The 25177-nt window shown below is 43.0% G+C and carries 16 protein-coding genes and 2 tRNA genes; 6 read left to right on the top strand and 12 right to left on the bottom strand.

The window, feature by feature from the left end; all coding sequences use genetic code 11:
• Window positions 1-4 precede the first annotated feature (4 nt).
• From ACGE0T_RS13665 to ACGE0T_RS13700, 8 genes are all read right to left on the bottom strand, one after another.
• Window positions 5-3958 (bottom strand): hybrid sensor histidine kinase/response regulator transcription factor, encoded by a 3954-nt coding sequence (locus tag ACGE0T_RS13665; protein WP_459187180.1) that lies wholly within the window; start codon window positions 3956-3958, stop codon window positions 5-7.
• A 357-nt stretch (window positions 3959-4315) separates the two neighbouring features.
• Window positions 4316-5869: a RagB/SusD family nutrient uptake outer membrane protein gene (locus ACGE0T_RS13670; protein WP_459187181.1), complete on the bottom strand. Its 1554-nt coding sequence runs from the start codon at window positions 5867-5869 to the stop codon at window positions 4316-4318.
• Window positions 5870-5895: 26 nt separating this feature from the next.
• Window positions 5896-8967 carry a SusC/RagA family TonB-linked outer membrane protein gene (locus ACGE0T_RS13675; RefSeq protein WP_459187182.1) on the bottom strand — a complete coding sequence of 1024 codons (3072 nt, stop codon included), beginning with the start codon at window positions 8965-8967 and terminating at the stop codon, window positions 5896-5898.
• A 16-nt stretch (window positions 8968-8983) separates the two neighbouring features.
• The gene (locus ACGE0T_RS13680; RefSeq protein ID WP_459187183.1) at window positions 8984-10717 is read right to left on the bottom strand and encodes a hypothetical protein; all 1734 of its coding nucleotides are present in this window, start codon (window positions 10715-10717) and stop codon (window positions 8984-8986) included.
• Complete coding sequence (locus ACGE0T_RS13685; RefSeq protein WP_459187184.1) at window positions 10701-11963, bottom strand: MFS transporter; 1263 nt, start codon at window positions 11961-11963, stop codon at window positions 10701-10703. Before ACGE0T_RS13685 ends, ACGE0T_RS13680 begins: the two co-directional genes overlap by 17 nt.
• A gap of 18 nt (window positions 11964-11981) precedes the next feature.
• Window positions 11982-13025: a glycoside hydrolase family 130 protein gene (locus tag ACGE0T_RS13690; RefSeq protein ID WP_459187185.1), complete on the bottom strand. Its 1044-nt coding sequence runs from the start codon at window positions 13023-13025 to the stop codon at window positions 11982-11984.
• Between the two features lie 187 nt (window positions 13026-13212).
• The gene (locus ACGE0T_RS13695) at window positions 13213-13716 is read right to left on the bottom strand and encodes a pyridoxamine 5'-phosphate oxidase family protein (RefSeq protein ID WP_459187186.1); all 504 of its coding nucleotides are present in this window, start codon (window positions 13714-13716) and stop codon (window positions 13213-13215) included.
• 8 nt (window positions 13717-13724) lie between these two features.
• A complete protein-coding gene (locus tag ACGE0T_RS13700) occupies window positions 13725-15260 on the bottom strand; it encodes a PepSY domain-containing protein (protein WP_459187187.1) in 1536 nt (511 codons plus the stop codon).
• 175 nt (window positions 15261-15435) lie between these two features.
• Between ACGE0T_RS13700 and ACGE0T_RS13705 the strand changes: the two genes are divergently transcribed.
• From ACGE0T_RS13705 to ACGE0T_RS13715, 3 genes are read left to right on the top strand one after another with little or no spacing between them, the layout of a single operon-like run.
• The gene (locus tag ACGE0T_RS13705) at window positions 15436-16230 is read left to right on the top strand and encodes a polysaccharide deacetylase family protein (RefSeq protein WP_459187188.1); all 795 of its coding nucleotides are present in this window, start codon (window positions 15436-15438) and stop codon (window positions 16228-16230) included.
• Window positions 16227-17207, top strand: coding sequence for a glycosyltransferase family 2 protein (locus ACGE0T_RS13710; protein WP_459187189.1), 981 nt, complete (start codon window positions 16227-16229; stop codon window positions 17205-17207). Before ACGE0T_RS13705 ends, ACGE0T_RS13710 begins: the two co-directional genes overlap by 4 nt.
• Window positions 17185-18375: a glycosyltransferase family 87 protein gene (locus ACGE0T_RS13715; RefSeq protein WP_459187190.1), complete on the top strand. Its 1191-nt coding sequence runs from the start codon at window positions 17185-17187 to the stop codon at window positions 18373-18375. Before ACGE0T_RS13710 ends, ACGE0T_RS13715 begins: the two co-directional genes overlap by 23 nt.
• A 125-nt stretch (window positions 18376-18500) precedes the next feature.
• On the opposite strand, the gene ACGE0T_RS13720 is transcribed toward ACGE0T_RS13715, so the two are convergent.
• The 3 genes from ACGE0T_RS13720 to ACGE0T_RS13730 form a co-directional block, all read right to left on the bottom strand.
• A tRNA-Asp gene (locus ACGE0T_RS13720) sits at window positions 18501-18574 on the bottom strand.
• 11 nt (window positions 18575-18585) lie between these two features.
• Window positions 18586-18662, bottom strand: a tRNA-Asp gene (locus tag ACGE0T_RS13725).
• A 344-nt stretch (window positions 18663-19006) separates the two neighbouring features.
• Window positions 19007-19195, bottom strand: a complete 189-nt coding sequence (locus ACGE0T_RS13730; protein ID WP_459187191.1) for a ferredoxin — start codon at window positions 19193-19195, stop codon at window positions 19007-19009.
• Window positions 19196-19377: 182 nt separating this feature from the next.
• Between ACGE0T_RS13730 and pruA the strand changes: the two genes are divergently transcribed.
• Both pruA and ACGE0T_RS13740 read left to right on the top strand, forming a co-directional pair.
• Window positions 19378-21009 carry an L-glutamate gamma-semialdehyde dehydrogenase gene (pruA, locus tag ACGE0T_RS13735; RefSeq protein ID WP_459187192.1) on the top strand — a complete coding sequence of 544 codons (1632 nt, stop codon included), beginning with the start codon at window positions 19378-19380 and terminating at the stop codon, window positions 21007-21009.
• A gap of 80 nt (window positions 21010-21089) precedes the next feature.
• Complete coding sequence (locus ACGE0T_RS13740; RefSeq protein ID WP_459187193.1) at window positions 21090-22265, top strand: proline dehydrogenase family protein; 1176 nt, start codon at window positions 21090-21092, stop codon at window positions 22263-22265.
• Between the two features lie 62 nt (window positions 22266-22327).
• On the opposite strand, the gene ACGE0T_RS13745 is transcribed toward ACGE0T_RS13740, so the two are convergent.
• On the bottom strand, window positions 22328-23167 hold the full coding sequence (locus tag ACGE0T_RS13745; protein WP_459187194.1) for a phospholipase A: 840 nt from the start codon (window positions 23165-23167) through the stop codon (window positions 22328-22330).
• 165 nt (window positions 23168-23332) lie between these two features.
• Between ACGE0T_RS13745 and ACGE0T_RS13750 the strand changes: the two genes are divergently transcribed.
• A complete protein-coding gene (locus ACGE0T_RS13750; protein WP_459187195.1) occupies window positions 23333-25132 on the top strand; it encodes a MutS-related protein in 1800 nt (599 codons plus the stop codon).
• The last annotated feature ends 45 nt before the right edge of the window (window positions 25133-25177 follow it).

Raw genomic sequence — 25177 nt, forward strand, 5'->3', positions numbered from 1 at the left:
TACCCTATTGGCTTCTGTAATCTTTCGGGGAAACGCCATACAACTTCAGGAACTCCCGGTTGAAATAGGACTTATTGGAAAAGCCTGATTTATACATAATCTCAGACACAGTCCACTTTGTAGTCCTCAATAATTTCGCGGCATGCTCCAACCGGACACTACGGACAAATTCGCTGGGTGTCCGGTCCATTATTTCGCTGAATCTGCGGTAGAGCGTAGATTTACTCATCCCTGCAAATTCCGCGATAGAAGCCGGGCTTAAATCTGCGTTATCCATATTATCCTGAATAAAGTCCGTCACCAACCGTATCAGTTCCTCATCTTCCGGATGAAGTACACGCCCGTCTTTTATCTTTACGGACGAAAGACTGGAGTTAAAATAATCTTTCAGGGATATTTGCCGCGAAAGCAAATTCTCAACCGTAGAGGTCACCTGTTTAGGATGAAACGGTTTGGCTATGTAAGCATCCGCCCCATGATTATAGACATCAATCTGGTCCTCCACTGAAGTTTTTGCAGAAATACAGACAATCGGTATGTAACTGGTTTTCACATCCGATTTCAGCTTATCTATCAGTTCCAGTCCATCCATATTCGGCATCATAATATCGCAAATGATAATATCCGGATGACTATGTTCTATTTCCCTAAGAGCCTCTATCCCATCTGTAGCCATCTGAATCGTATAACAGGACAGAACATCTTCCAGCAGATGACGAATACTTTCATCATCTTCCACAATAAGTACAACCGTATCTTTATGCGGTTTCAACTCATCTGTTTCCCTATCCTCTTTTTCAGGCATTCGCTCACCGGTAAGCGTCTCTTCTTTCCGGACAGACAAACAGGGTATTATCACCGAAAATTCTACATACTTACCTAATTCGCCATCCACCGAAATCTCACCGCCCAGCAGCTCCGCTAATTTCTTTGTCAGAGACAAGCCGATGCCATTGCTTACCGTATAGGCCTGTTTTGCCGTTTCAAATATTTTATATTCATCAAATATTTCCGCCATTTGCTGAACGGTCAACCCTTTTCCCGAATTCCTGACAGCCAGGCACAACGCGCCGTCCGGCAAATCTTCCTGTTGTACATCCACCTGTATATAGCCATTACGGGGCGTATATTTAAAAGCATTGGACAACAGATTAAAGAGTATCTTTTCCAACGCATCACGGTCTGAATAAAGCATACCGGCGTTGCGGATATTCAGATTGAAATCAATCTTATTCTCTTTTAAAATATCCACATAGTTATTGGCTGCCGCTTCTATAAAAGGCTTCACTTCTATTTCTTCCGGATGCAACTTCATAGCGCCTGAGCCTGCTTTACGGAACTCCATCAATTCGGTAATAAGCTTCTGCATACGTTCCGCATTGTTCTTTATTATTTCCAGATATTTGCGGGAACCGGCATCGAGTCCTTGCTTCTCTATCAAATATTGAACCGGCGTATAAATCAGGGTCAACGGGGTAAAAAACTCATGAGCCACATCCGTAAAGAAATTCAATTTGGATTCATACAGCCCACGTTCATGCTGCTTTTCCATCCGGTCTATCAATATCTGCCGGCTAAGCCGTATCCGGTTCTTTACCACAGACCGGATAAGCAGAATTAGCAGGATAAGCAGGATTCCATAAACAATCAGCGCCGGCATGCCCAGCCACCAGGGATAAGCCACCTTCACTACCAGACTATAAACCGTATCATTCCAGACCCGGTCGCCATTTGTGCATTTTACCTCCAAGAGATACGTACCGGGAGGAAGCTGTGCAAATACAATTTCCGGATTATTTCCCAGATAAATCCATTCTTCCGAACGATTCCCCAACCGGTAGGCATATTCGCAGTTCTCATTATTTATAAAGTCTTTCGCCACAAAAGAGAAAGTAACGAACCGCTCCTGGTATCCTAATTTCAATATTCCGTTCCGGATACGTTCGTTTACATTCTGCTTTTTATCATATACTTTCAAATCCCCCAGCACAAGAAGTGGTTCGAACTGCCTCAGACGGATATGCTGCGGGGCAAAATAACTGACACCGCCTACCCCTCCAAAATATAATACCCCTTGCCCATCCTTGAAAAAAGCGCCATCCGAAAATTCGTCATTCTGTAACCCGTCATTCAGGGAATAATTCTTTATCTGGTTGCTCTCCACATCCAAACAGGATAATCCCTGATTGGTACTGAACCAAACCCGTTCTTCATTCTCTTTCAGTATGCCATGAACCGTTTTATTCTTCAACTTATCATCGGCATACGGGAACAGCCGGAAGGTATTATCCTGTCTCTTCAACCAATTCAGCCCATAGCTCGTTCCTATCCAGAAATCTTCATTATCCTGCAGCAGGCACAACACATCATTATTTGTCAGCTGGATATTGCTGTCCATATCCTCCAGCGATTTTATCCGGTTATCCCTGAGGTCTATTTTGTTCAATCCTCCCCCACGCGTCCCAAACCAGACAGAATGCCCATCCGCTCCCGGTACCACGACATAAACAATATCATTGTTCAACGGATTGCTCGTATCCAAAGAGGTATATTGCCGGAATCCTTTCACCTCATAGCGGTTGCCCTCCTTTTTTATATCCATCCGGATAAGCCCGTAGCCGGATGTGCCTATCCACAGTAGAGAATCATTGTTTGTGAAACACATACCATACACCGCTTTGAAAGACGGATATTTATCCGGGATAACCAACCTTTCCGTTTTACCGGTAGAAGCCATCAATATGTAAATATCTTTCTCTTCGGTACCGATAAACAAATCCCCGGCTTTATTCGCACGCAATGCATACACCGAATTTGAATTCAAGCCGTTCCCTTTACTCAAAAAGTCGGTCAACCGGTTATTTTCAGTATCCAGCCGTTTAATTCCCCCTCCTTTTGTTCCAACCAGGATATTGCCGGATATATCTTCGGCAAAACATCTGACCGGATAATTAGAGAAAGCAGTCCGGAAGAAGGTTTCATACCGGTAATATCGGGCTACTCCATGACCGTCCGTTCCTATCCAGAGAATATCCTGGCTTCCGGGATAGAGCGTGAAAACAGATAAATGTGCCGGAAATTCATTCAGAGAAGTATAGGTATCGTTTTCCGTATTATAGCGAATACAACCGCCTTCTATGAATCCGGCATATACATCCTTGCCTGCCCATACCACCTGCGAAACGGTCTTATGGGAATCCAGCCGTATATGCTGTTCAATGGTGAAATCGGGATTCAACAAAAACAAATTCCCGCCCTGTACCAGTACAAACCTGTTATCAGAGAAGAACATCCGGTCCACCGGTGTATCCGGCAATACGGTCCTCAAATCAGATAAATACACGCCATCTTCCGGACTCCTACCCGTTAAATACCTCACTTGCCCGTTTTCCAGCAGGAAAAACATATGATTGGAATGGTCTATGCAAAAATCCTTCACCTGTTCCAGAAAATCCATTGTCACCGGCTGAAAGTCCTCTGTTTTGGAATTATAGAAGAAAAGCCCCACTCCTTTCACCAGGCAATACAGTTTTTCGTCTGCCGTTTTCCCTAAGATAAAAGACTTCTCCTGATTGGGTATCTTGTTTTCTTTCCGCAAATAATACCGGGTTATTTTGTCATTGTTCTTATCCAGCCGGTTTACGCCATCGTCTGTCGCAATCCATAAATCGTCTCCCAGCTCTATTATCTGCCGGATGATATTATTGCTGATTGTATTCGGGTCGCTTTTGCTATACCGGAATGTGCGTATATCCCGTCCGTCATAAGCATTCAAGCCATCCCAGGTTCCAATCCAGACGGTATGCCCTGTATCTTCAAAAATGCAGTTTACCGAATTGTTTGTCAATCCATCTATGTTAGAGATAAATTTCACCACATGGGATGCCGCCGACCTTTCAGGAATCACACATAAAAACAGGCACACAAGAATGGAGTATAGTAAGGGGTTCCTTTTCATAAAAATATTCCTTCTGTCATTTTGAATAGCATCAAATATAAGATTTTTATATCTATAAAATTCTGACTTTACAGCTTACAAAGATTAATTAAGATATTCTTTATCTTCCCCGATAGAATACGGCGAGCTTTAGCAGGGATACGGTGCCAGTGCTGGCAGAGGTGCACTACTAATGGTGGAGATACCTCGACTCCAGTACTGGAGTGGGTATGGCTCCAGCATTGGAGTGGAGATGCCTCCAGTACTGTTGCAGGTATCGCATTACTACTGTTGCGGTACCCGCAACAACGCTATTGCAGGTGTCGCAACAGGGCTGTTGCAGATACCGCAACAAAACTTATGGAAAAACCGGAGTTATCAGTATCCCGGATTTTGTGTCAAGATATCATTGCTCTTGTCTCTTTCTCCTTGAGGTACAGGCAGCAGATAGTCTCTGTTGTCATTAAAATTAGCCCCTTTGGTCGTGTTGTATTTCTGGGCATAGTTGCGCATCACCGTGCCAAAACGTTTCTGCCGTATCAGGTCGTCACGTCTCCATCCTTCCATTGCCAGTTCGCAACGGCGTTCGTGTCGAATGATATCTCTTAGCTTGTCCGTATTGGTTTCCTGAATATCAGGCAGCGTATTATTCGTTACGACAGGCACGTATTTTTGCTTATCCCTTCTCGGGTCGAGCGGATTTGTCTGCCGCGCCCGTTTCCGTATTTCATTCAGATAAGGAAGAGCCTGGGCGGCTTTGCCGTTTTCGTTCAACACTTCCGCATACATGAGCAGGACATCCGAGTAGCGTATCATACGGATGTTGTAGCTAATCATCCAAACATCCATTCCCTGTTTTTCCACAGCCGGAACCGTCATCTTATAATCATGGTATCCGGATAGGGATTCCGAGTTATCCTGGTCGGCGGTATCTCCCTTGTAGCGGTCGCCCGTCTGGGTAAACACGTAGGTAATACGAGGGTCGTCGGAGTCAAAAGCGTCATACAAATCTTTTGTCGGCACATGGAAACCATATCCCTGATAGCCGGTCACGCGGCGGCTGGTAAAGTAATGAGGCACGTTCGTTCCGGTTGCGATGGTCTTGTCGTAGACTTTATTCGGTAATTCGAATACGGACTCGGAACTGTTTTCAAATTCCTGACGCCAGTTCTTGCCGTAATCATCCAGCAGAGCATAATCTTTGTCCACATCTACCATATCATGCAAAACGGTTTCCGCAGCGGCAAAGTCTTGTTTAAACATGTAGGTCTTGGCAAGCATTGTCTTGGCAAAGCCTCTTGTCACACGATAAGCATCTTCCGCACCATAACCTCCTTTTGAAGGAAGGGATGAGGCATCTTTCAAATCTGCGATGATACATTCATATACCTTTTCTACCGGTGAGCGTGGTATCTGTAATATTTCAACGGGCTGTTTCGGCTCGGTCAACAGTGGAACTTCTCCAAAAGAAGACACCAAGCAATAATATCCGAACGCTCTCAGCGCTTTGGCTTCTTTTACGAAACGTGCCAGTTTGTCTTTATCTCCATTGGCTTTGGGACCGTAATAAATCACATCGTTGCAACGGTTCACCAGGCAATACAGTATTTCCCACCGCCGTGCAACTTCTCCGTTGGTGGTATAGACCGTAAAGTCCGACAAATCCCGCACTTCCGATCTGTCGCCATCGCCGCCTCCGCCTTTCAGGGCATCGTCGGTCGAACAGTCGCCAATGAAATAATGGTTCAGGGCATATTCATTCCAGGTAATGCGCAACTGCAAATACGCACCGGTCAATGCCTGCTCTATATCGCTTTCTTTCTGATAATAATTATCGCTTGTGGTTTTGCCGTAACTCGGTTCATCGAGGGAACAACCGGATAATCCGGCTCCTGCCAACGCAAAACAAATGGCTACTATTATTCTTTTCATAAATTATTCTTTAATAATGTCCGGGATTAAAACTGTAAATTCACTCCGAAAGTAAAGGTCCGCGAAGTTGGATAACGCGTAGTCCCCATACCCATATCCAGCGGATTGCTAATGCCCAGTTCAGGGTCCAGACCTGTATATTTAGTCAGTGTAAACAGGTTTTGCGCACTCACATAGAGGCGGCAACTGGAGATAAATCCGGTCTTATGGCAAAGCATGGACGGGATGGTATAACCTACCTGCATATTCTGCAAACGCAGATAAGAACCGTCTTCCACATAGAAGGAAGATGCACGCATATTATTGTTGGTATCCGAGTTGGTGATGCGCGGATAGATAGCATGGGTATCTCCATCCTTTGTCCATGCTTTCGCATAGGCATCGACCAGCGCGTTCTGGCGTCCGGCAGAGGCAAGGGTTCCTTTCGCCACATTCCATATGTCATTGCCTACCGTTCCCTGGAATGCCATACGGACATCGAAGTTCCGGTAATTGAAACCGAGGTTGAAGCCGTAAATCAAATCCGGGTTCGGGTCGCCGATAAAGGTACGGTCGTCGTCGTCATTCAAAGCACCCGACTTGCCTAATTTGGCAAATTTGAAATCACCGGGTTTGGCATTGGGCTGGATTTTATTTCCACTGCCATCCACATACGCATCTATTTCCTGCTGGTTCTGGAAGATGCCGATTTGCTGGTATCCCCAGAAACGTCCGATAGGGCCGCCTACATAGGTACGGCTCTGGCTTCCGCTCAGGTATTCGGAATTTAGCTTGGTGACCTTTGTCTTATACGTAGACATATTCAAACCTATATTGTAATGGAAATCCTTGCCTATCTGATTGCGGTAGTTCATCACCAACTCAAAACCAGTATTCCTTAAATCGCCGGCATTGAAGAACGGGCTGTTAGGAAGCGCACCAAAAGACGGGATAGGCATATTCAGCAACATATTGTTGGTTTCCTTTACATAGAAATCCATGCTTACATCGAAACTGTTTCTGAAGAACGACATATCCAGACCGACATTGGTTTGCTGGCTGGTTTCCCATTTCAGATTGGAGTTCCCTACATAGATAGGCACATATCCCTGCAAATAGCGATTTCCGAAATACCATTGTTTTTCATTGTTGGTACCTATCAAAGTATACGGAGCATCCCGATCGATACGCTGGTTTCCGTTCTGCCCCCAGCCTAAACGTAATTTCAGGTTGGAAAGCGTATTCTCGATGTTCAGGTTTCTGAAGAACTCTTCGCTACTGATTCTCCAACCCAAAGATACGGAAGGGAAAAATCCCCAGCGGTTCCCTTTGGCAAAACGGGAAGAACCGTCGGCACGGAAGTTCACAGTTGCCAGATACCGGTCGTCATACGAATAATTGATACGTCCCAGATAAGACAGCATGGAAGAGGTTTCTTTGCCTCCCGATGTTTTATCACCTAAAGTCTGGGCATCCAGTATCTGATAGATTTCTTCATTTCCTAATGCTTTACGTTTGAAGGCGTTGATGCCTTCCTTCTTATTTTTCTCGTAAGTCATTGCCACCATAGCATCCAGACGGTGTTTCCCGAACGTTGTGTTATAGTTCAAACGTTGTTCCACCAGATAGTTGAAAGTAACCAGGCTATTGTTGTTCAACTGCGTTTCAACACTGTATTTGCCTTCTTTATTTGCCAGGTTATCATCCGAGAACGCAGAAGTATAGAACGGACGGAAGTCCTTGAATGTGTTCTGGTATCTTTCAAAGCTGTATTGCACACGGTAGGTCAGGTTTTTAAGTAGCTTAACCTGTGCAAAGGCATTCCCGAATACATTGAAGTCTTCATTGGAACGGTTTGCCAGACGGAGCATTGCCACCGGGTTCGGGTCGTACGACCATTCGGTCGGTGCATACTTATTATACTCGTAATTAGGCGACGACGGGTCTACCAACGGACTGATTACCGGTGTAAACGGGTCGGCTTTCTGGATAAAATCGAATGATGGGATGGCTCCGGCATCACGTTGTTTGATTTTGGCAAGATTGACATTTGCACCGACGGTTACATAGTCGTTGATATCATATTCCTGATTCAGCTTCAGGGATAGTCTCGAGAACTCGGTTGTGATAATCGGTCCCTGGTCGTCTACATACCCCAGGCTTAATGAAGAGCGGGATTTATCGGTTCCTTTGCGGATGCTCACATTATAATTCTGGGTAAAAGCCGTGCGGGTTACTTCATCCCACCAATTCGTATCATAGCCTTTTTTATACTGGTTCGTGAACTTCTCTTTCATCGAGTTCTGGAAACCGGCATCCTCTTTATATGCCTCCAGTATAAAATTATGATATTGTTCGCTGTTCATCATATTCATCGCCTTATAACTGTTTTTAATGCCGACATAGGCATCCAGCGTAACGATGGTTTCTCCTTTCACTCCGCCTTTGGTTGTAATCAGGATTACCCCGTTGGAACCGCGTGAACCGTAGATGGCACAAGCCGAGGCGTCTTTCAATACTTCAATACGGTCGATATCCCCGGGATTCAGGCTACTGATATTATCCATAAACTGACCGTCTACTACATAAAGCGGGTTATTGTCGTTTACCGTACCCAAACCTCTGACACGGATAACGGCATCCGAACCCGGCTGACCGGAACTTGACGCCACAAATACACCGGCGGCTTTACCTGTCAGCAACTCGGAAGCATTCGATACCGCATAGTTTTTAATATCCTTGTTGCTGATGGATGCCAGCGAACCGGTTAAGTCGCTTTTCCGTTGCGTACCGTAACCTACTACCACGATTTCGTCCAATTTAAGGTCTGAAGTGGCCAGTTTCACATCATACACCCCGCTTTTAGGAATACTCAGCGTCTGTGTATCATAACCGATATAGGAAAACTCAACCTGGTTGGAAGAGATTTTCAGAGAATATTTTCCGTCAATATCCGTCACCGTTCCATTGACAGTACCTTTTTCCAGTATGGATACGCCGATTAATGCCTCACCGGTACTGCCGTCGTATACCGTACCTGAAATATCCTTTACCTGCTGGGCCTGCACATGGATACCCGCCAAAAGGATAAAAACAAGAGATAATACATGTTTTACCATAGTTTTATTCTTAGATTTAATTATATGAAATGATATATTGTTTATTTGCTATAATCTTCCCGTCTTTCAGGGTAAGCTCTGTTTTCACAGGCAGTTCCACTATTACACGAGCCTCGCCGCCCCGCATCACGACAACTCCTTCTTTTTTCAGGTTCCGGGCGATGTACTCTTTAGATACAATATCGAACAGGTCACATGGCTGGGAGGCTTCATAAAGTACAGATTGGGTTGTCTTATGAGGGTTATAATACAGATATACAGGGTAAGGCTTTTCTGCATAGAAGTCTGTTGCGTTACAGTCCAGTTGCAGGATACCTTCTATATTGGTTTTATTCACGATAGCTCCTAAAATACCTACCGGGGAAGAACTGTAAACGCTGAACATACTTTCGGTAGGATTCCCTTCTATCCATTTCGGTCCGTCTCCTATAGCTACCGGGCTAACGCCTTTCAGGGAGGCTTTTCCATAATCGTCCGCCTTACGCAAGCCTTCATAAGATACGTTATTGCAGGTAATATCTTTTAATTCCGGTGCCCACTGGTGTTTTTCATCCATATCGCCAGGATAGAACAGACGGCAGGCACTGGCATTATTCAGCATCCACTTACCGATCGCCTTAGCAAACTGGGGCTGGTATTTAACCAACGGAATAAACGGCCAGGCGGGCTTAATACTGTTCATCAGAAAAGCGTATCCGCCACCATCCGTAATGCTGCCTTGCAAACCGCTTACATCATAATCGCCCCATTTACCGACAATGATACCCCAACCGGTCCTTCCCGTAGGGCTGGTACAACCATCGAATACCCAGTCAAGCAGTTTATGGACATCATACTCCGTACCTTCCGTTGCATTCAAATAGGCGGCGGTATAAGCGCCAAGAGGCAAAAGAGCTTCGTAAAAGCGGCTTTCCTTTTGGGAGAGCAAAGCTTCTATGGCACTTTTACAATGTTGCAGATAGCGCGGGTCTCCGAATTTATGATAAGCGCACAACAGTACATAGGCATGACCGCCGGCTGCATCCTGCTGTAAAGGGATATGGTTCACATATCCTTTCATATGGGCATAATCGAAATAGGAATAATCGTAATTCCCATTCAACACGGAATCGGCTTTTACAAACTGCTCGGCTATTGTTCTCTGTATGTTCTCGGCTCCTTCTACTCTGGGAAACACATCGCATACGGCATAGTACAAAGCATTGGGAAGTACGTCATACCACCAATCGCGTCCGTAGCCACCTCCCTGCATGGCAACAGACGGATTCGTGTTATTCATCATGATATTCCAACCGTTATCGGCATTGAAATAATTCTGAACCATCTTGACATAATTGTATCCGTCCTGATTCGTTTTATCAATACCGACCAATCCGGCTCCCAAAATGGCAGCCAGGGAGTTCAGGCTCTCATGAAATTCTCCCCCGTTCGCTTCTTTGCCCTGGCGAATATCTTTTATAGCAGTGTATAGACCAAAGGTCGTCTGGTCCACGTTCCTCCGGTGGTCGTCCAACCAGATAAGCGGACCTGCCGGACTCTGATTGTTCCAGTCGAATATAAACTTATCATACGTTATCGCCTTTTCCTTCCAATCCAGCATCCGGTAAGATTTAGGCATATCAGGCATCAAATCCACCCGGCTGATGGCTACTTGCCCCACACTATCTCCCAACTCATGTTTTTTCTTCGAGCAGGAAACCAGTAAGCAGGCAACAATTAATACGAATACACTTTTAGTTTTTATTTCCATATTCAATTCGATTCGTTTGATTTGTGATATTCTTTGCTAACGGATAAGCCAGTAATTGCAATCCTCCTACAATTATCAGGGCATATTTCAGAGCAAAATCCTGAGAGATGCAATAAGCGAGGAAAATGAACAGTAATAACCCGAAAGCTCTTCCGAGGAAAAGCCCGAACTCATGGCTCAGGATATAAGCATATTCATTCCGGTTCTCTATTTTTGCTACGGTGTCGATAGTTCTCATCATAATAGGGAAATAGGCTAAATCGAATAAAGGTTGAAAGATTACTTTACACAGTACAAACAGGATGACTCCGACAGCAGAAAATAAAAAACCATTGCACAAGGTTCCCGCAAAAAATATCAACAGGCCTCCTGTAAATATCTTTAAACGGTCTTGCGGACGGGCTATACGTCCAAGTACATAGACAAGAACTGCGGTTAATGCCCCGCTTACTCCCTGTATCAAACCAAGAGCACCTTCATCTCCTACCAGTTTTAAAACGAGTATGGCAGGTGCTGTCACCAAAAATCCCTGTACCATGCCTTTCAGGGCAGCCAGCCACAACATCTTTTTCCATAAGATATTGAAACGGAAATACAGGAATGAAGTCTCTTTGGGATTGGCAAACTTCCCTTTCCATAACACCATGCAAGCGATAATAGTTATCAAAACCACCACCATCGTAACCACACGGTACGACAAATTCACATCAAACAACACGCCAAGAACTTCTTTCCCGTCTATCTGACTGATAAACGCACCGATAATCAAAGGCACTCCGATTGAGGTTATCGAAAAGAAAAACGATTCCAGTCCAAAGAAATAATTACGGTTATTGTCGTTCGTGTTGTATAGTGCCAGCAGATAACGGTTTGTCCAGAAAAATCCGGATGCGGCTCCCATACAGAACCCGGCAACGCCAAGCTCCACAAATCCGAGCGATTTGATAGCCATCATAGCAAACATGGATATGCCACTCACCAATATACCCACGGAATAAAGCAGCTTCACGCTATACTTTTTCAGCAGGAAACCATTTACCAGTGAAGTTGTCACAATACCTATATACATTGCCAACTGGTAGAAAGCAACCATCACCGGGTCGCTTGTATTTCTCATGATATAGGCTCCTACGAAAATCTCGACAACGGGCAATACCAGAGCATAGAGCATGTTCGTAAGCAACAGGGTTTGCATGTTGGGGTCCTGTTGCTTGAAGAACAAATATTCTTTTTTCAGTTTATTCATCAGAATAAGGGTTACTGTTTATTTCAGTGTATTTAATATTTCGGAAATCGAAAGGTCTGCCTTGCAAATTACTTCATCGCTGGCTCCATAATACAAGGTAACGGTATCTCCTTCTACAAGATGTCCATTGGTAAAGATAACATTGCCGAAAAATCCGGTCTGTTCATACGGTGCAATAGGCTCCATGATAGGTTCCTGGCTTCGTGCTATTACTTTCGACGGATCGTTCAAATCGAGTAGCAAAGCCCCCAGGCAATAGCGATGATTGAAATCGGCTCCATGATAAATTTCCAACCAGCCTTGTTCGGTTTTTATAGGGGCCGCCCCGGCTCCTACACGGGCGCAATCCCACATTCCATCACGGGTTGTAGCAACACATTTATGATTTCCCCAGTGTAATCTGTCGGGCGATTCTGCCAGCCAGATATAATTGCCTCCCAGTTCGGGACTGCTTGGACGGTGAAAAGCGAAATACTTACCGCCTATTTTCTCTTCAAACAAAGCGCAATCCTTATTATGAGGAGGAAATATCATTCCATAACGGGTGTAGCCCTTCCAATCGTTCGTATGAATCAAACCGACTCCTACTGCGACAGGCGATACTTCCGTAAATGTCAGGAAGAAACCGTCTCCGGTAGTTGCAACACGGCAATCTTCTATGCCGAAAGATTCCAGTTCTCCCTTACCGAAAATCGGAGGAAATTCAGGTTCGTCTTTAAAATGAATGCCATCTTCGCTGGATACCAGTCGCAGATATGACATGGTGGTCAGGTAGTTCTTTCCTTTATAACAAATAACGCGGGGGTCCGAAGCATCCAAATCCGGGTCATTCTTTGAAAAAGAAACGACCTCTATCTTTCCTTCCTTATTATATATAGGAAAACTGATTACGTTTTCCTTCTGGATGGGGCGTTCCGCTACGCGCAACAACAACCATATTTTGCCCTGAAACCGGAATACTCCGGGATTCAGTAAACAGGTTATTTCCATTCCGTCTATTCCCGCTTTCAAATCCCCGGGTGTAAGCAAGGGATTCTGTCCAAATCTTTTTGCGATGTCCATTGGTATTATGATTTTATTAAATTAGAAAAATTCGATGGACAAATGTATAAGCGGACAGAAGGAAAGGGGGTTACTATATTCTCAATTAGGTGTACACATGTTAAAAAACATATAGACATCAAATCCGGTCAAAATCGGGCAGGTATATTATATTCTCAAAAAGTTATACTATATTCTTTTTACAGGGTTAAACAGAGCAGGATGCATTTGTGATCTGCTTGCTTTTTCCACTGATTTCTTCAATATCCAAGCGGATAATCTCTGTTCGGTGGAACGATTTTTCTGCATATTTCTTACCGGTAATCATATCGTCGGGGGAATATTTTTGTAACAAAAGTTCCAGTGCGTGCATACGTTCATCGGCATCCAAACCGATATGGGCACAACAATTCAGAACTATACTTTCATATTCCGTCGAAAACTGGTTCGATATAATTTGAGTTTTGCCTACAACACAAAATGATACATCCGGACAGTGGCTGATACATGTTAGTTTTCTGCCTTCCGGGGCACAATGTATATATATGGAAGATTGGGTATCCCATACGAAATTGACCGGTATACCGTAAGCACTTCCCTCTTTTGTGCACATCGACAGCACGCCATACTCTCCTGCTTGTAATAATTGGTATGCATTTTCCTTATCCAACAAACGATCCTGTCGTCTGATAGTTTCATTTTTATATTCCATACTTACTCCTATTTTTTATTTCTTGATTTGAATATCGACCGCCGGCTGATTTTCCAGCCACTATATAATACAAGTAGTCCCAGTAGCCCCATAAAGAAAGGGAAAAGGATACTGGTATCTTTCAGGAATGTGAACATTCGTCCGGTATGCATCTCCAATGCGATACTCCACCAGGACATGGAACGGTATTTTTCATGCTCAGGCATTGTGATAAACGATTGCCCCGGCTCTATAACCTCAACTCCTGTATTATAATCGAACACCAGTGTTTTCTGCGGATTGAAAAATAAAAAGCCGCTTATTTGCTTCTTTCCGACAGGTATCGGAGAAGGAACAGGCGGAAGGCCGGTTAAAGCATCTATCGAAAGTCCGGTTTCCCTGTCCCAGACATAAAGCCCCTGAAAAGAACCTACCAGCCATTTGTGCTTATCGAGCTGTTGCCATACATTCAGCCCCATTACACTAACCGGCGGTTCATTTCTTAACGGATTCGGTATAAAATCCGCACTGTTCCCCCTTCCTAATTCTTTAAGGGAGAAAAAGCCTTCAGAGGTATATAATAACCACTCTTGCTTTTCACTGTCATAGCGTAAGGAACGTAATAATTCATGCCAACTGTTATCGCCACCCATAACGGTAAGAGGCGGTGGAGACACCTTCTCTCGGGCTATCAGTATCAATAAGGGAGGACGGAGAAAGGCTCCCGTCATAATCAGCATAAATAAAGGTATCAGCAACCAGTAACCTACCTTGTCATGCCATATGAAATTCCACTTAAAACGAGAGATAGAAAGATTCGTATTTTTCCGGAGCCTCTTCTTTCGGCGTATTTGTTTAGGGAACCACCAAACCAACAACCCGGTAATGCTGATAAAAGAAAGTAAGACTGCCAATATATCTACCACTACCCTGCCTGTTATTCCCCAAAGGGCACCGCAATGTAAATCCCAAATGACCCGGAACAACGAACGTTGCCTCTCCTGCCCCAACGCATCAGGCAACTGGTATACCTGAAATTCAGGAGATTTTCCTACATCGTCCTTCCGAACAGGCGCCATCATATAAACCGAGCGAGTCAGTACAACAAGCGTATCCCCCTTAACCTCCATATCCGTAATAAATCCTTCATGGTCCGGTAGAGAAACCGGATGCCATAACAAATGCGTCTTCTGCCCTGAAAGTACATAAACTGTATAAGAGGAGGCTGCATAAACCTGACCGGATGCAGCCTGTACCAATCGGTGTATTTTCTGCCGGTCCGCACCTTTAGCCAATCCATCATTATACTCCCTGAGTTTCTCTTTACCATCGGAAAGCCAAATGCCTTCATTCCCATAAAGCAAAAGAGAATCCGGTGATAATGACAGCCCCCCTTTGAAAAAACCACGGTTCCAGTTTTGATACCGATAGGCTTCCGGCAACCATTTCCTGGAAATATCCATCGTACTGAATGCTTTCCGGTGATTCAGGATTATGCCACTAATCCCCATCCAAATAAAGAGCGGTATCAGGAACAAACCTATATATTTATGTAACTTCTTCATTCTTTTCGTATACATCTACGATTTCCGGATACAAAGGAAACAAAAAAATAGTATACCTATTGTCACAAATATGACATCAATTGCTATCAATATGATAACCTTGATTTTAATTCACATTCCTATTTTATTTATAATAGATTGTTTATCTTTGTGGCAAAGATGATAAAAAGAAGTTATGATATTATTAAGTTTCGACACAGAAGAGTTCGATGTTCCTTTAGAGCATAACGTTGACTTCCCTTTTGAAGAACAAATGAAGGTTTCCATCTATGGAACCGAAAAAATACTGGACTGCCTGAAAAAGAACCAGGTCCGTGCCACTTTCTTCTGTACGGCGAATTTTGCCATACATGCACCGGAAATTATGAAACGAATCATGGACGAAGGACATGAAGTAGCCTCCCACGGATATAATCACTGGACCTTTAAGGAAAGTGATCTGAAAGCTTCACGCGATAAGCTGGAAGAACTGACCGGAAGGAAAATCCGCGGATACAGGATGGCAAGAATGATGCCTGTTTCGGAAAAAGAAATTTACAAAGCCGGATATGAATATAACACTTCCCTGAACCCTACATTCATTCCGGGACGTTATATGAATCTTTCAACACCGCGCACCTATTTTTTACGTGAAAATGTTTTACAGATTCCGGCATCGGTAACCCCTTGCCTGCGTTTTCCACTTTTCTGGCTGGCTTATCATAACCTGCCTGCTTCTGTCTATCGCTGGCTGGCAAACCGGACAGTGAAACACGACGGGTATTTTGTCACTTATTTCCACCCTTGGGAATTTTACCCGTTAGGTGAACATCCTGAATTAAAAATGCCTTTCATCATACGCAATCAGGCCGGCGAAGGTATGGTAAAGCGACTGAATGATTTGATATGTTATTTTAAAGATAAAGACCGTAAGTTTATTACGTATTCCGAATTTACGGACATTGTTCGTCCTAATGCAATTGAAAAATGAAATTAGCCATTGTTTTGCCTTGTTATAATGAGCAAGAAGTATTACCCCGTTCTATTGAAAAGTTGACCGGTTTATTTAATGATCTGATAAAACGGGAAAAAATCTCGGCAGACAGTTTCATGATGTTTGTTAATGATGGTAGCAAAGACCGCACATGGGAAATTATCTCCGAACAATTTGAAGCAAATACATACGTAAAAGGAATAAACCTTGCAGGTAATGTAGGACATCAAAATGCCATCATGGCAGGTATGATGACTGCAAAAGACATGAGTGATGCAGTTATCACAATGGATGCAGACTTGCAAGATGACCTGAATGCCATAGAGAAAATGGTAGACCACTTCGCAAACGGATACGATATTGTGTATGGTGTAAAAGTTTCAAGAAAGGCAGACCCGTTACTCAAGCGTCTTTCTGCTACGATTTTCTATAAATTGCAACATGCGATGGGGCTTAAAACGATTTACAATCACGCAGACTTCCGCTTGATGAGTCGTCGTGCCTTACAGCAATTATCTCTTTACAAGGAACGAAACCTATACCTGAGAGGTATTGTACCGATGGTAGGCTATCGTTGGACCACTGTAGATGACATGATAAGCGAACGCGAAGCCGGTCAGTCCAAATATACACTGAAAAAGATGCTGAACCTGGCTGTCGATGGTATTACCTCTTTCTCTATTGAACCTATTCATTGGATTTTAGGTGCCGGAATATTCTTTTTGTGCACCAGCGTCATAATGACTATTTATATCCTTTATTCTTTTTTCGACCATATTGTTGTTCCCGGATGGACCTCAATCATGATCTCCCTATGGTTCATCGGCAGTATCTTACTGCTGGCTATCGGAGTAATCGGACAATATATTGGTAAAATTTATACTGAAGTAAAAGAACGTCCTCTTTACAATATAGAGGAGATTCTGGATGAAAAAGATGCTACTAAAAAGGATGAAAATAACAGCAAAGATTAATACATTCCTGCATAAACCTTTTTTCAGTGATTACCGTACCCTGTTCGGATTATGGCTTTTATTGCCTCTGATTGCAGGTTTATTAAAGATATCAAAACATAATAATTTTCTGATCTTCAAGTATGTATACTGGCATACCATTGAACAGCTCTCATTATATGAGAGCTATCCTGATTATTATCAGGATGTTAACCACTATGGTCCTCTGTTCAGTTTAATTATTGCGCCTTTTGCTGTAATCCCGACTCCTTTGGGAGTAACGTTATGGGGAGTTGCGATGTCTCTTATCCTTTATTATGCTATCCGGGTTTTACCGCTCGAAAGGCAAAAGCATATTTTTATTTATTGGTTTTGCGCCCATGAGTTACTGACAGCTCTTTTCATGAGTCAATTTAATATTGTAATAGCAGCTATCATCATAGCTACATTTTATTGTATTAAAAAAGAAAAAGACATATGGGCTACTCTGTTTATCTTAATAGGAACATTCGTAAAACTTTACGGCATAGTCGGACTGGCATTTTTCTTCTTTTCCAAACATAAGATAAAATTTATATTATCCTTCATTGGATGGTCTGTCGTTCTTTTTATCGCACCGATGGCTATCAGTAGTCCGGAATACATCATCGGACAATACCAGGAATGGTTCACTTGTCTGTTCGAAAAGAACGAAGAAAATATGTTCTCTTTATATCAAAATGTCTCATTATTAGGAATAATCAGAAAAATTAGCCATTCTACTTCTTATTCTGATTGGGGCATCATATTAGGTGGATTAGTTTTGTTTGCGTTGCCTTATTTACGGACAAAACAGTATAAATTCGAAGCTTTCCAATATGCTTTATTGGCATCCGTTATGCTGTTTGTTGTTTTATTCAGCACGGGAAGCGAATCGAGCTCTTATATTATTGCATTAGTAGGCGTATGTATTTGGTATGTTACCGCCCCTTGGAAACGTTCTCGCTGGGATGTAGCACTCATGATTTTTGCTTTTATAATAACCAGTATGTCACCTTCCGACTTATTCCCCAAATCCGTCCGGCAGACTTTAATACAACCTTATGCACTCAAAGCTTTACCATGTGCTGTTATTTGGTTAAAATTATGCTGGGAGATATGTACACGGGATTACAGCCCTCAAAAACAACTCAGAAAGTCCAACGAATAAGGGAATCACCCCGAATAAGCCCTTGAGGACTGCTTCAAATCCTTATTTCCCGAAGCCGGGAACAAATAAAAAAGCTCTGTAACTATAAAATTACAGAGCTTTTCCTAATTTTCCTTCTTGAGAAGCGGTGCGTACGGGACTCGAACCCGTGACCCCATGCGTGACAGGCATGTATTCTAACCAACTGAACTAACGCACCAAAATATTTTTTGGCGGTCCGGACGGGACTCGAACCCGCGACCCCATGCGTGACAGGCATGTATTCTAACCAACTGAACTACCGAACCATTATTTCTTTTTTAACCGCTATTCCTCTGAATTGCGATGCAAAAGTAGCAGCTTTATTTGAATTATGCAATAGGGCAAACAATATATTTTCTAAAATAGATACGACTTAAAAGCCTAACAGGACATTTCATTCTTAGTATTAACCACTTATAAAATTCTTAAAAAATACTACACCCCAAAGAAATTGCCAGTTTATCCCTAAAGAAGCTACTCCCACCTCTCCTGTTATTCATAAATCAAGCACGGATTCCACCGATTAATGCGACTCCTTATCGGTTCAAACCGCATAAATCCATGAAATCCGTACCAAAATTCAGGACAGGTTTCAAATATTCCCGTTTTCTCAGTCGTATTTAATTACACTGACAGGACAACTTTCTGCCGCCTCTTTAATTTCTGCCTCATAATCGTTGAAATCCACACCATCGTTCACATTCGAACGATCTGTTACAGTAAAGACCTGAGGGCATATTCCTTCACATGTACCACAAGCGATACAGTCTTCTTCAATCCAAACACTTTTTATTGCCATATATTTTATATTTGATGATAACTAATATATACAGTAACAGCTCTACCCCTTGAATTGTTGGACTTTAAGAGACGATTCCTTTAAAAATAAATTAACGGTTGCGTTTCTTTTATTCAAAATTTAATTACTATGTTTACGGCATACAAAAAAACGTTGACTTAACACACAAATCAAAAGACACCATGGACAATGCAATCTTTAGATTTCCTAAACCTATTAATGAACCGGTAAAAGCATACGCTCCGGGTTCAAGTGAGAAATCTGCTTTGAAACAAACTCTGGCTCAACTTTCTTCCGAAGAATGGGATATTCCATTGATTATCGGAGGTAAAGAAGTTCGCACGGGCAACACAGGCAAAGTGGTCATGCCCCACGACCACCATCACGTACTGGCTACTTATCATAAGGCCGGAGAAAAAGAAGTACAAATGGCTATAGATGCTGCAATGAAAGCACACAAAGATTGGTCGGAACTTCCCTGGGTGGAACGTGCTTCGGTTATGCTTCGTGTGGCAGAACTTTTCGCAACAAAATATCGCTATTTATTAAATGCATCCGTAATGCTGGGGCAAAGCAAGAACCCGTATCAGGCGGAAATCGATGCCCCTTGCGAATTGATAGATTTCCTGCGCTTCAGTACATTCTATGCAAGCCAGGTATACGCCGACCAGCCTTATTCCGATACAGGTATTTTGAACCGCATGGAATACCGTGCTCTCGAGGGTTTCGTGTTCTCGCTAACACCTTTTAATTTCACTTCTATCGCCTCTAACCTGAATATGGCTCCGGCTATGATGGGAAATGTTGCAGTATGGAAACCATCCACTACGGCAATTCACTCCAATTACCTGCTGATGAAAGTATTCCAGGAAGCAGGTCTGCCCGATGGCGTTGTGAACTTTATCCCCGGACAAGGAAGCGTAATCGGTAAAGTCATTACCTCAAGCCCAGACCTTGCCGGTTTCCACTTTACAGGCTCCACTTCCACATTCAATACTTTATGGCGTCAAATGGGTGAAAACTTAGGCAATTACAAATCGTATCCGAAGATTGTAGGCGAAACAGGAGGCAAGAACTTTATCTTCGCCCACCCGTCTGCCCCTGCTGCCGATATAGCAACAGCTATCGTTCGCGGCGCATTCGAATATCAGGGACAAAAATGTTCTGCCGGTTCGCGTGCCTATATCCCGGCTTCCCTCTGGAAAGACGTGAAAGAAATGGTTGGCGACATGCTGAAAGACATCAAGATGGGCGACGTTCAGGATTTCACCAATTTCATTAATGCCGTAATCGATGAAGCTTCTTTCGACAACATCATGGGCTACATTAATTATGCAAAACAATCACCGGATGCTGAAGTGATATTCGGAGGCAACGGAGATAAATCCGTAGGATATTTCGTTGAACCGACTGTTATCCAAACCACAGACCCGATGTTCAAGAGTATGGTAGAAGAAATCTTCGGGCCGGTTATCACTATCTATGTTTACGATGATAACAAATATGAAGAGACATTGGAACTTTGCGACCGTACCTCCCCGTACGGACTGACAGGTTCTATCTTTGCACGCGACCGCTACGCAATCGATATGGCATTCAATAAATTGCGCTATGCTGCCGGAAACTTCTATATCAACGACAAACCGACAGGAGCTGTGATAGCTCAACAACCGTTCGGAGGTTCACGTGCATCGGGCACAAACGACAAAGCAGGCGGGCCGTTGAATTTGATTCGCTGGACAAATCCGCGTTGCATCAAGGAGGCTTTGGTTCCTCCTACCAGCTACGGCTATCCGTTCTTAGGAGAAAAATAACAGACCTATTGAAGATTGGGAAATGGGGAAATTATTTAATTCCCCACTCTCAATTTCCAATTCTCAATTAAATCAATACTATGTTAGATTTTAATAACACTGAAATCGCTTTCTCTGCCAAATCGCAGTCTGAGCTGAAAAATGCTTATTTGCTGTTCAACACAATTAAGTATCCGTTGCTGGTAAAATGTGCCGGCGTAGCAAGTAACATCGCCCTGAAGATCCATTTTCCATTGGGATGGGCTGTGAAACCTACTTTATACAAACAATTTGTCGGAGGGGAAACCTTGCAGGACTGCCACAAAATCATCAATCATCTGATGAAGTTCAATGTCCGCTCCACTCTTGACTTTTCAGCGGAAGGCGAACAAACACCGGAAGGAATACAAGCAACTTTTGAAGAGACAATGCGTTCCATCGACTTTGCAAAAGGGAATGATAACCTGGCTTATGCCGTATTTAAGCCCTCTACTATTACGACAGACGAACTACTTGCCAAAGCATCCGAAAAACGGGAAGAACTAACCATCGAAGAAGTAAAAGCATTCCGTGAATTTAAAGAACGGTTCATGGCTTTCTGCCAGCGCGCTTACGACAACGATGTCCGCCTGATTGTAGATGCCGAAGATTATTGTTTTCAGGATGCACTTGATGAGCTGACCGACGAAGCGATGCGCAAATTCAATAAAAAGCGTGCCATTGTTTTCGCCACGTTGCAAATGTACCGTCACGACCGTATGCCTTACCTTCGCCGCATTCTGGATGATGCCAAGGAAAAAGGATACATCGCAGGTGTTAAATTCGTTCGTGGAGCTTATATGGAAGCCGAACGTGCCCGTGCTGCGGCATTAGGCTACCCGGACCCTATCTGTAAAGATAAAAAAGCGACAGACGAGAACTATGACGAGGCCGTACGTTTCACTATGGACCATCTCGAACAGTTCGAAATGTTTATGGGAACCCACAACGAAGAAAGTAATTATAAACTGGCTCAATTGATAGACGAAAAAGGAATCAAAAGGAATGACAGCCGTATATTCTTTGCACAATTATTAGGTATGAGTGACAACATCTCATTTAACCTTGCCAACGAAGGATACAACGTCACAAAATATGTTCCTTATGCAGCCGTACGCGATGTACTGCCTTACCTGCTTCGCCGTGCCGAAGAAAATACCTCCGTTGCCGGTCAGACAGGACGCGAGCTCCGTATGATCAAAGCTGAAATGGACCGGAGAAAGAAAGCCGGAAAATAAAATCAGGATAGTTATGGTTTTTCTGATTCATAATCGCGTGTCCAGAAAGCCATAACTATGATTTAATAAAAACTGAACCCGGACGGTTTTATAACAAATCCGACCCTCAGCATACTCTTATGCTCATTATAATTCAGCAAATTCTCGCCATACCCATTGTAATATTGGAGGAATAAATACTGATTCTCGTTATTATTAAACTTATAGCTCAATTCAATCTGTGTATTAAAGCTAAACCAGGTAAGGCGTTTGGTCAGGATGACACCGCAGTTAAAACGCTTGTTATTCGTCCTGTAATTAGCTGCAACCTGAAATATACCGTTATATTTCAATAAATCCCTGTTATATTTTCCATCTACAATCGGAATCCATGCTTTAAACTGCGTCTCCCAGTTATCAGTCAGAAGTAATGCCACGGCAAGCGTAACTTTATTCCAGCTACGCGACTCCGTGCTATCACGTCCGTTCGACTCGTGTTCAAGCATCAGGTAACCTTTTCCGATATATTTGTTATGATGGATTATCAGGTGTCCAAGACCGATTCCCGGATTAAAGTTCAGATCCCTCATCGGCAATGACTCCTGGAATACATTCCAAAAAGCTTTTTGCGTATATTGGATAAAAAGATACGTATCAAACGGCAGCCTACTTTTAGTCAAGCGCTGGGCTATACTGAGCTGGAACTTCACATCCGAATTTGCAGCCGTCGGTTTATGCCCGATAGTTGTCCCCCCGATAAAATAATTATCTTTAAATAAGGTAAAATAAGGCATCTTATCCAAGACCTCTCTTACACTATCCGCATTATAAGTATTTGCTATTATTTTTTTTTCAAATCGATTCTGTGCTGTCATGTTTCCGACAACCAACAGCAATAACAGAAATATACAGAGCCTTTTCATAAAGAATTTATTAAACGTATTCCTGAAATTAAATGCGACAAAGATAAATGTTCATATAAAATGATAATTCGCCCATACCGAACCAATATTGGGTCTTTTTTGGTATCATCCTTTTTTAATAACCATAAAAAAACTGTTAAGTTCATTTTTTCTATCTTTGCACGCATGGAAAAAGTATATAATCACTATCAGGAAAAGATAGAAGCTTACTCGCGGCATGCCGAAGGGTTGAAAAAAAAGATACACTGGATGGGGAGCATACGCCTGGCTCTATTCGCCGGAGCAATTGCCGCTCTCTATATTTTCAGGGCTGAGGGATGGGGTATGCTGAGCGGTATAATTGCCCTATTCGCATTACCATTCATCGCTTTAATGTTCTACCATACGAAACTGGCTTCCCGCAAGAACTATGCGGAAACGCTTATCAAGCTTTGCCAAAATGAACTGAAAGCTCTGGATTATGATTTCAGTGCATTCGACGGTGCTCCCGAGAAAACATCTGCAGACCATCCATTTAGCCTGGACCTGGATTTATTCGGGGAACGTTCGCTATTCCAATCGGTAAACAGGACTGTAACTTTTATCGGAAAAGAAAAACTCATCGATTGGTTCCAGAACCCTCTTACCGACAAGCAACAAATATTGAAACGCCAGGAAGCGGTCCGCGAACTGGAAAGTTTCACACAATTAAGACAGCATTTTTATGTTACCGGAACACTGCAACCGGGAAATCAGAACGATATTCGCATCCTTTCATTTTTGAATAGTGCATCATCCGGTTTCTTTAACAAACGTATCTGGAAAATATTAATCTTGACCATTCCGGCTATTTGGATACTCTTAGCTATTGCAGCCGGATTAAACCTTATTGCACCGGCTCTGTTGGGGATATTCTTTGCCTTATCCTTTTTAATTGCCTATAGCACAGGTAAAAAAACGGCTGAATTGCATAACAATGTCAATAAGATGGAAAAAATTCTCTCCACTTACGCCAACCTGATGAAATGCGTGGAGGGAGATTTGTTTAAATCGGAAGAACTTTCGGACATCAGCCGTACAATGACCGGTTACAAAAAGACGGCGTCCGAAGCCATCAAACAGCTTTCCGGCTATATAGGCGCCTTAGACCAACGTTTCAGTTTTATGGGTATCATACTGAATATTTTCACCTTGAGAGACACCCGCACGGCCATTAAATTAGAAAACTGGAAACTAAAACATAAAAGTGACCTGTTCCAATGGTTCGAAGCCTTAGCTTGTTTCGACGCCTATTGTTCGTTAGGTGGTTTTGCATTCAACCATCCGGATTATATTTATCCTGAAATAGCCGACTCTTATTTCAAGATGGAAGGCACGGCACTCAGTCATCCGTTACTGCGTAGGGATGTTTGCGTAAAAAATGACATTGCCATTCATAAAAGTCCCTGGTTCCTGATTATTACAGGTGCGAATATGGCAGGGAAAAGCACTTACCTGCGTACTGTGGGTGTTAATTATCTATTGGCTTGCATAGGTACTCCGGTTTGTGCGGAACGCCTTACCATATATCCGGCTCATATGGTAACCAGCCTGCGAACAGCAGACTCATTGATGAGCAATGAATCTTATTTCTTTGCGGAACTGAAACGGCTGAAAATGATTATAAACCGTTTGCAGCAAGGAGAAGAATTATTTATTATCCTTGACGAAATTCTAAAAGGAACCAACTCCATCGATAAACAAAAAGGCTCGTTGGCACTAATGAAACAGTTGGTTGCTTACCGTACCTGCGGTATCATAGCTACTCACGACCTTGCTCTGGGAGAACTGGAACAGGAATTCCCCGAACAAATCAAAAATTACCGGTTCGAAGCAGATATAACGGGCGACAAACTTACGTTCTCTTACAAACTTCGTGAAGGAGTGGCACAAAACATGAATGCCTGCTTCCTGATGAACCAAATGGGAATTACAATACCTCAATAAAATCAACAAAAGGATTTAAATCTTTAGCATATAAAAAAGGAAGTG

The sequence above is a fragment of the Parabacteroides sp. APC149_11_2_Y6 genome (assembly GCF_054506995.1).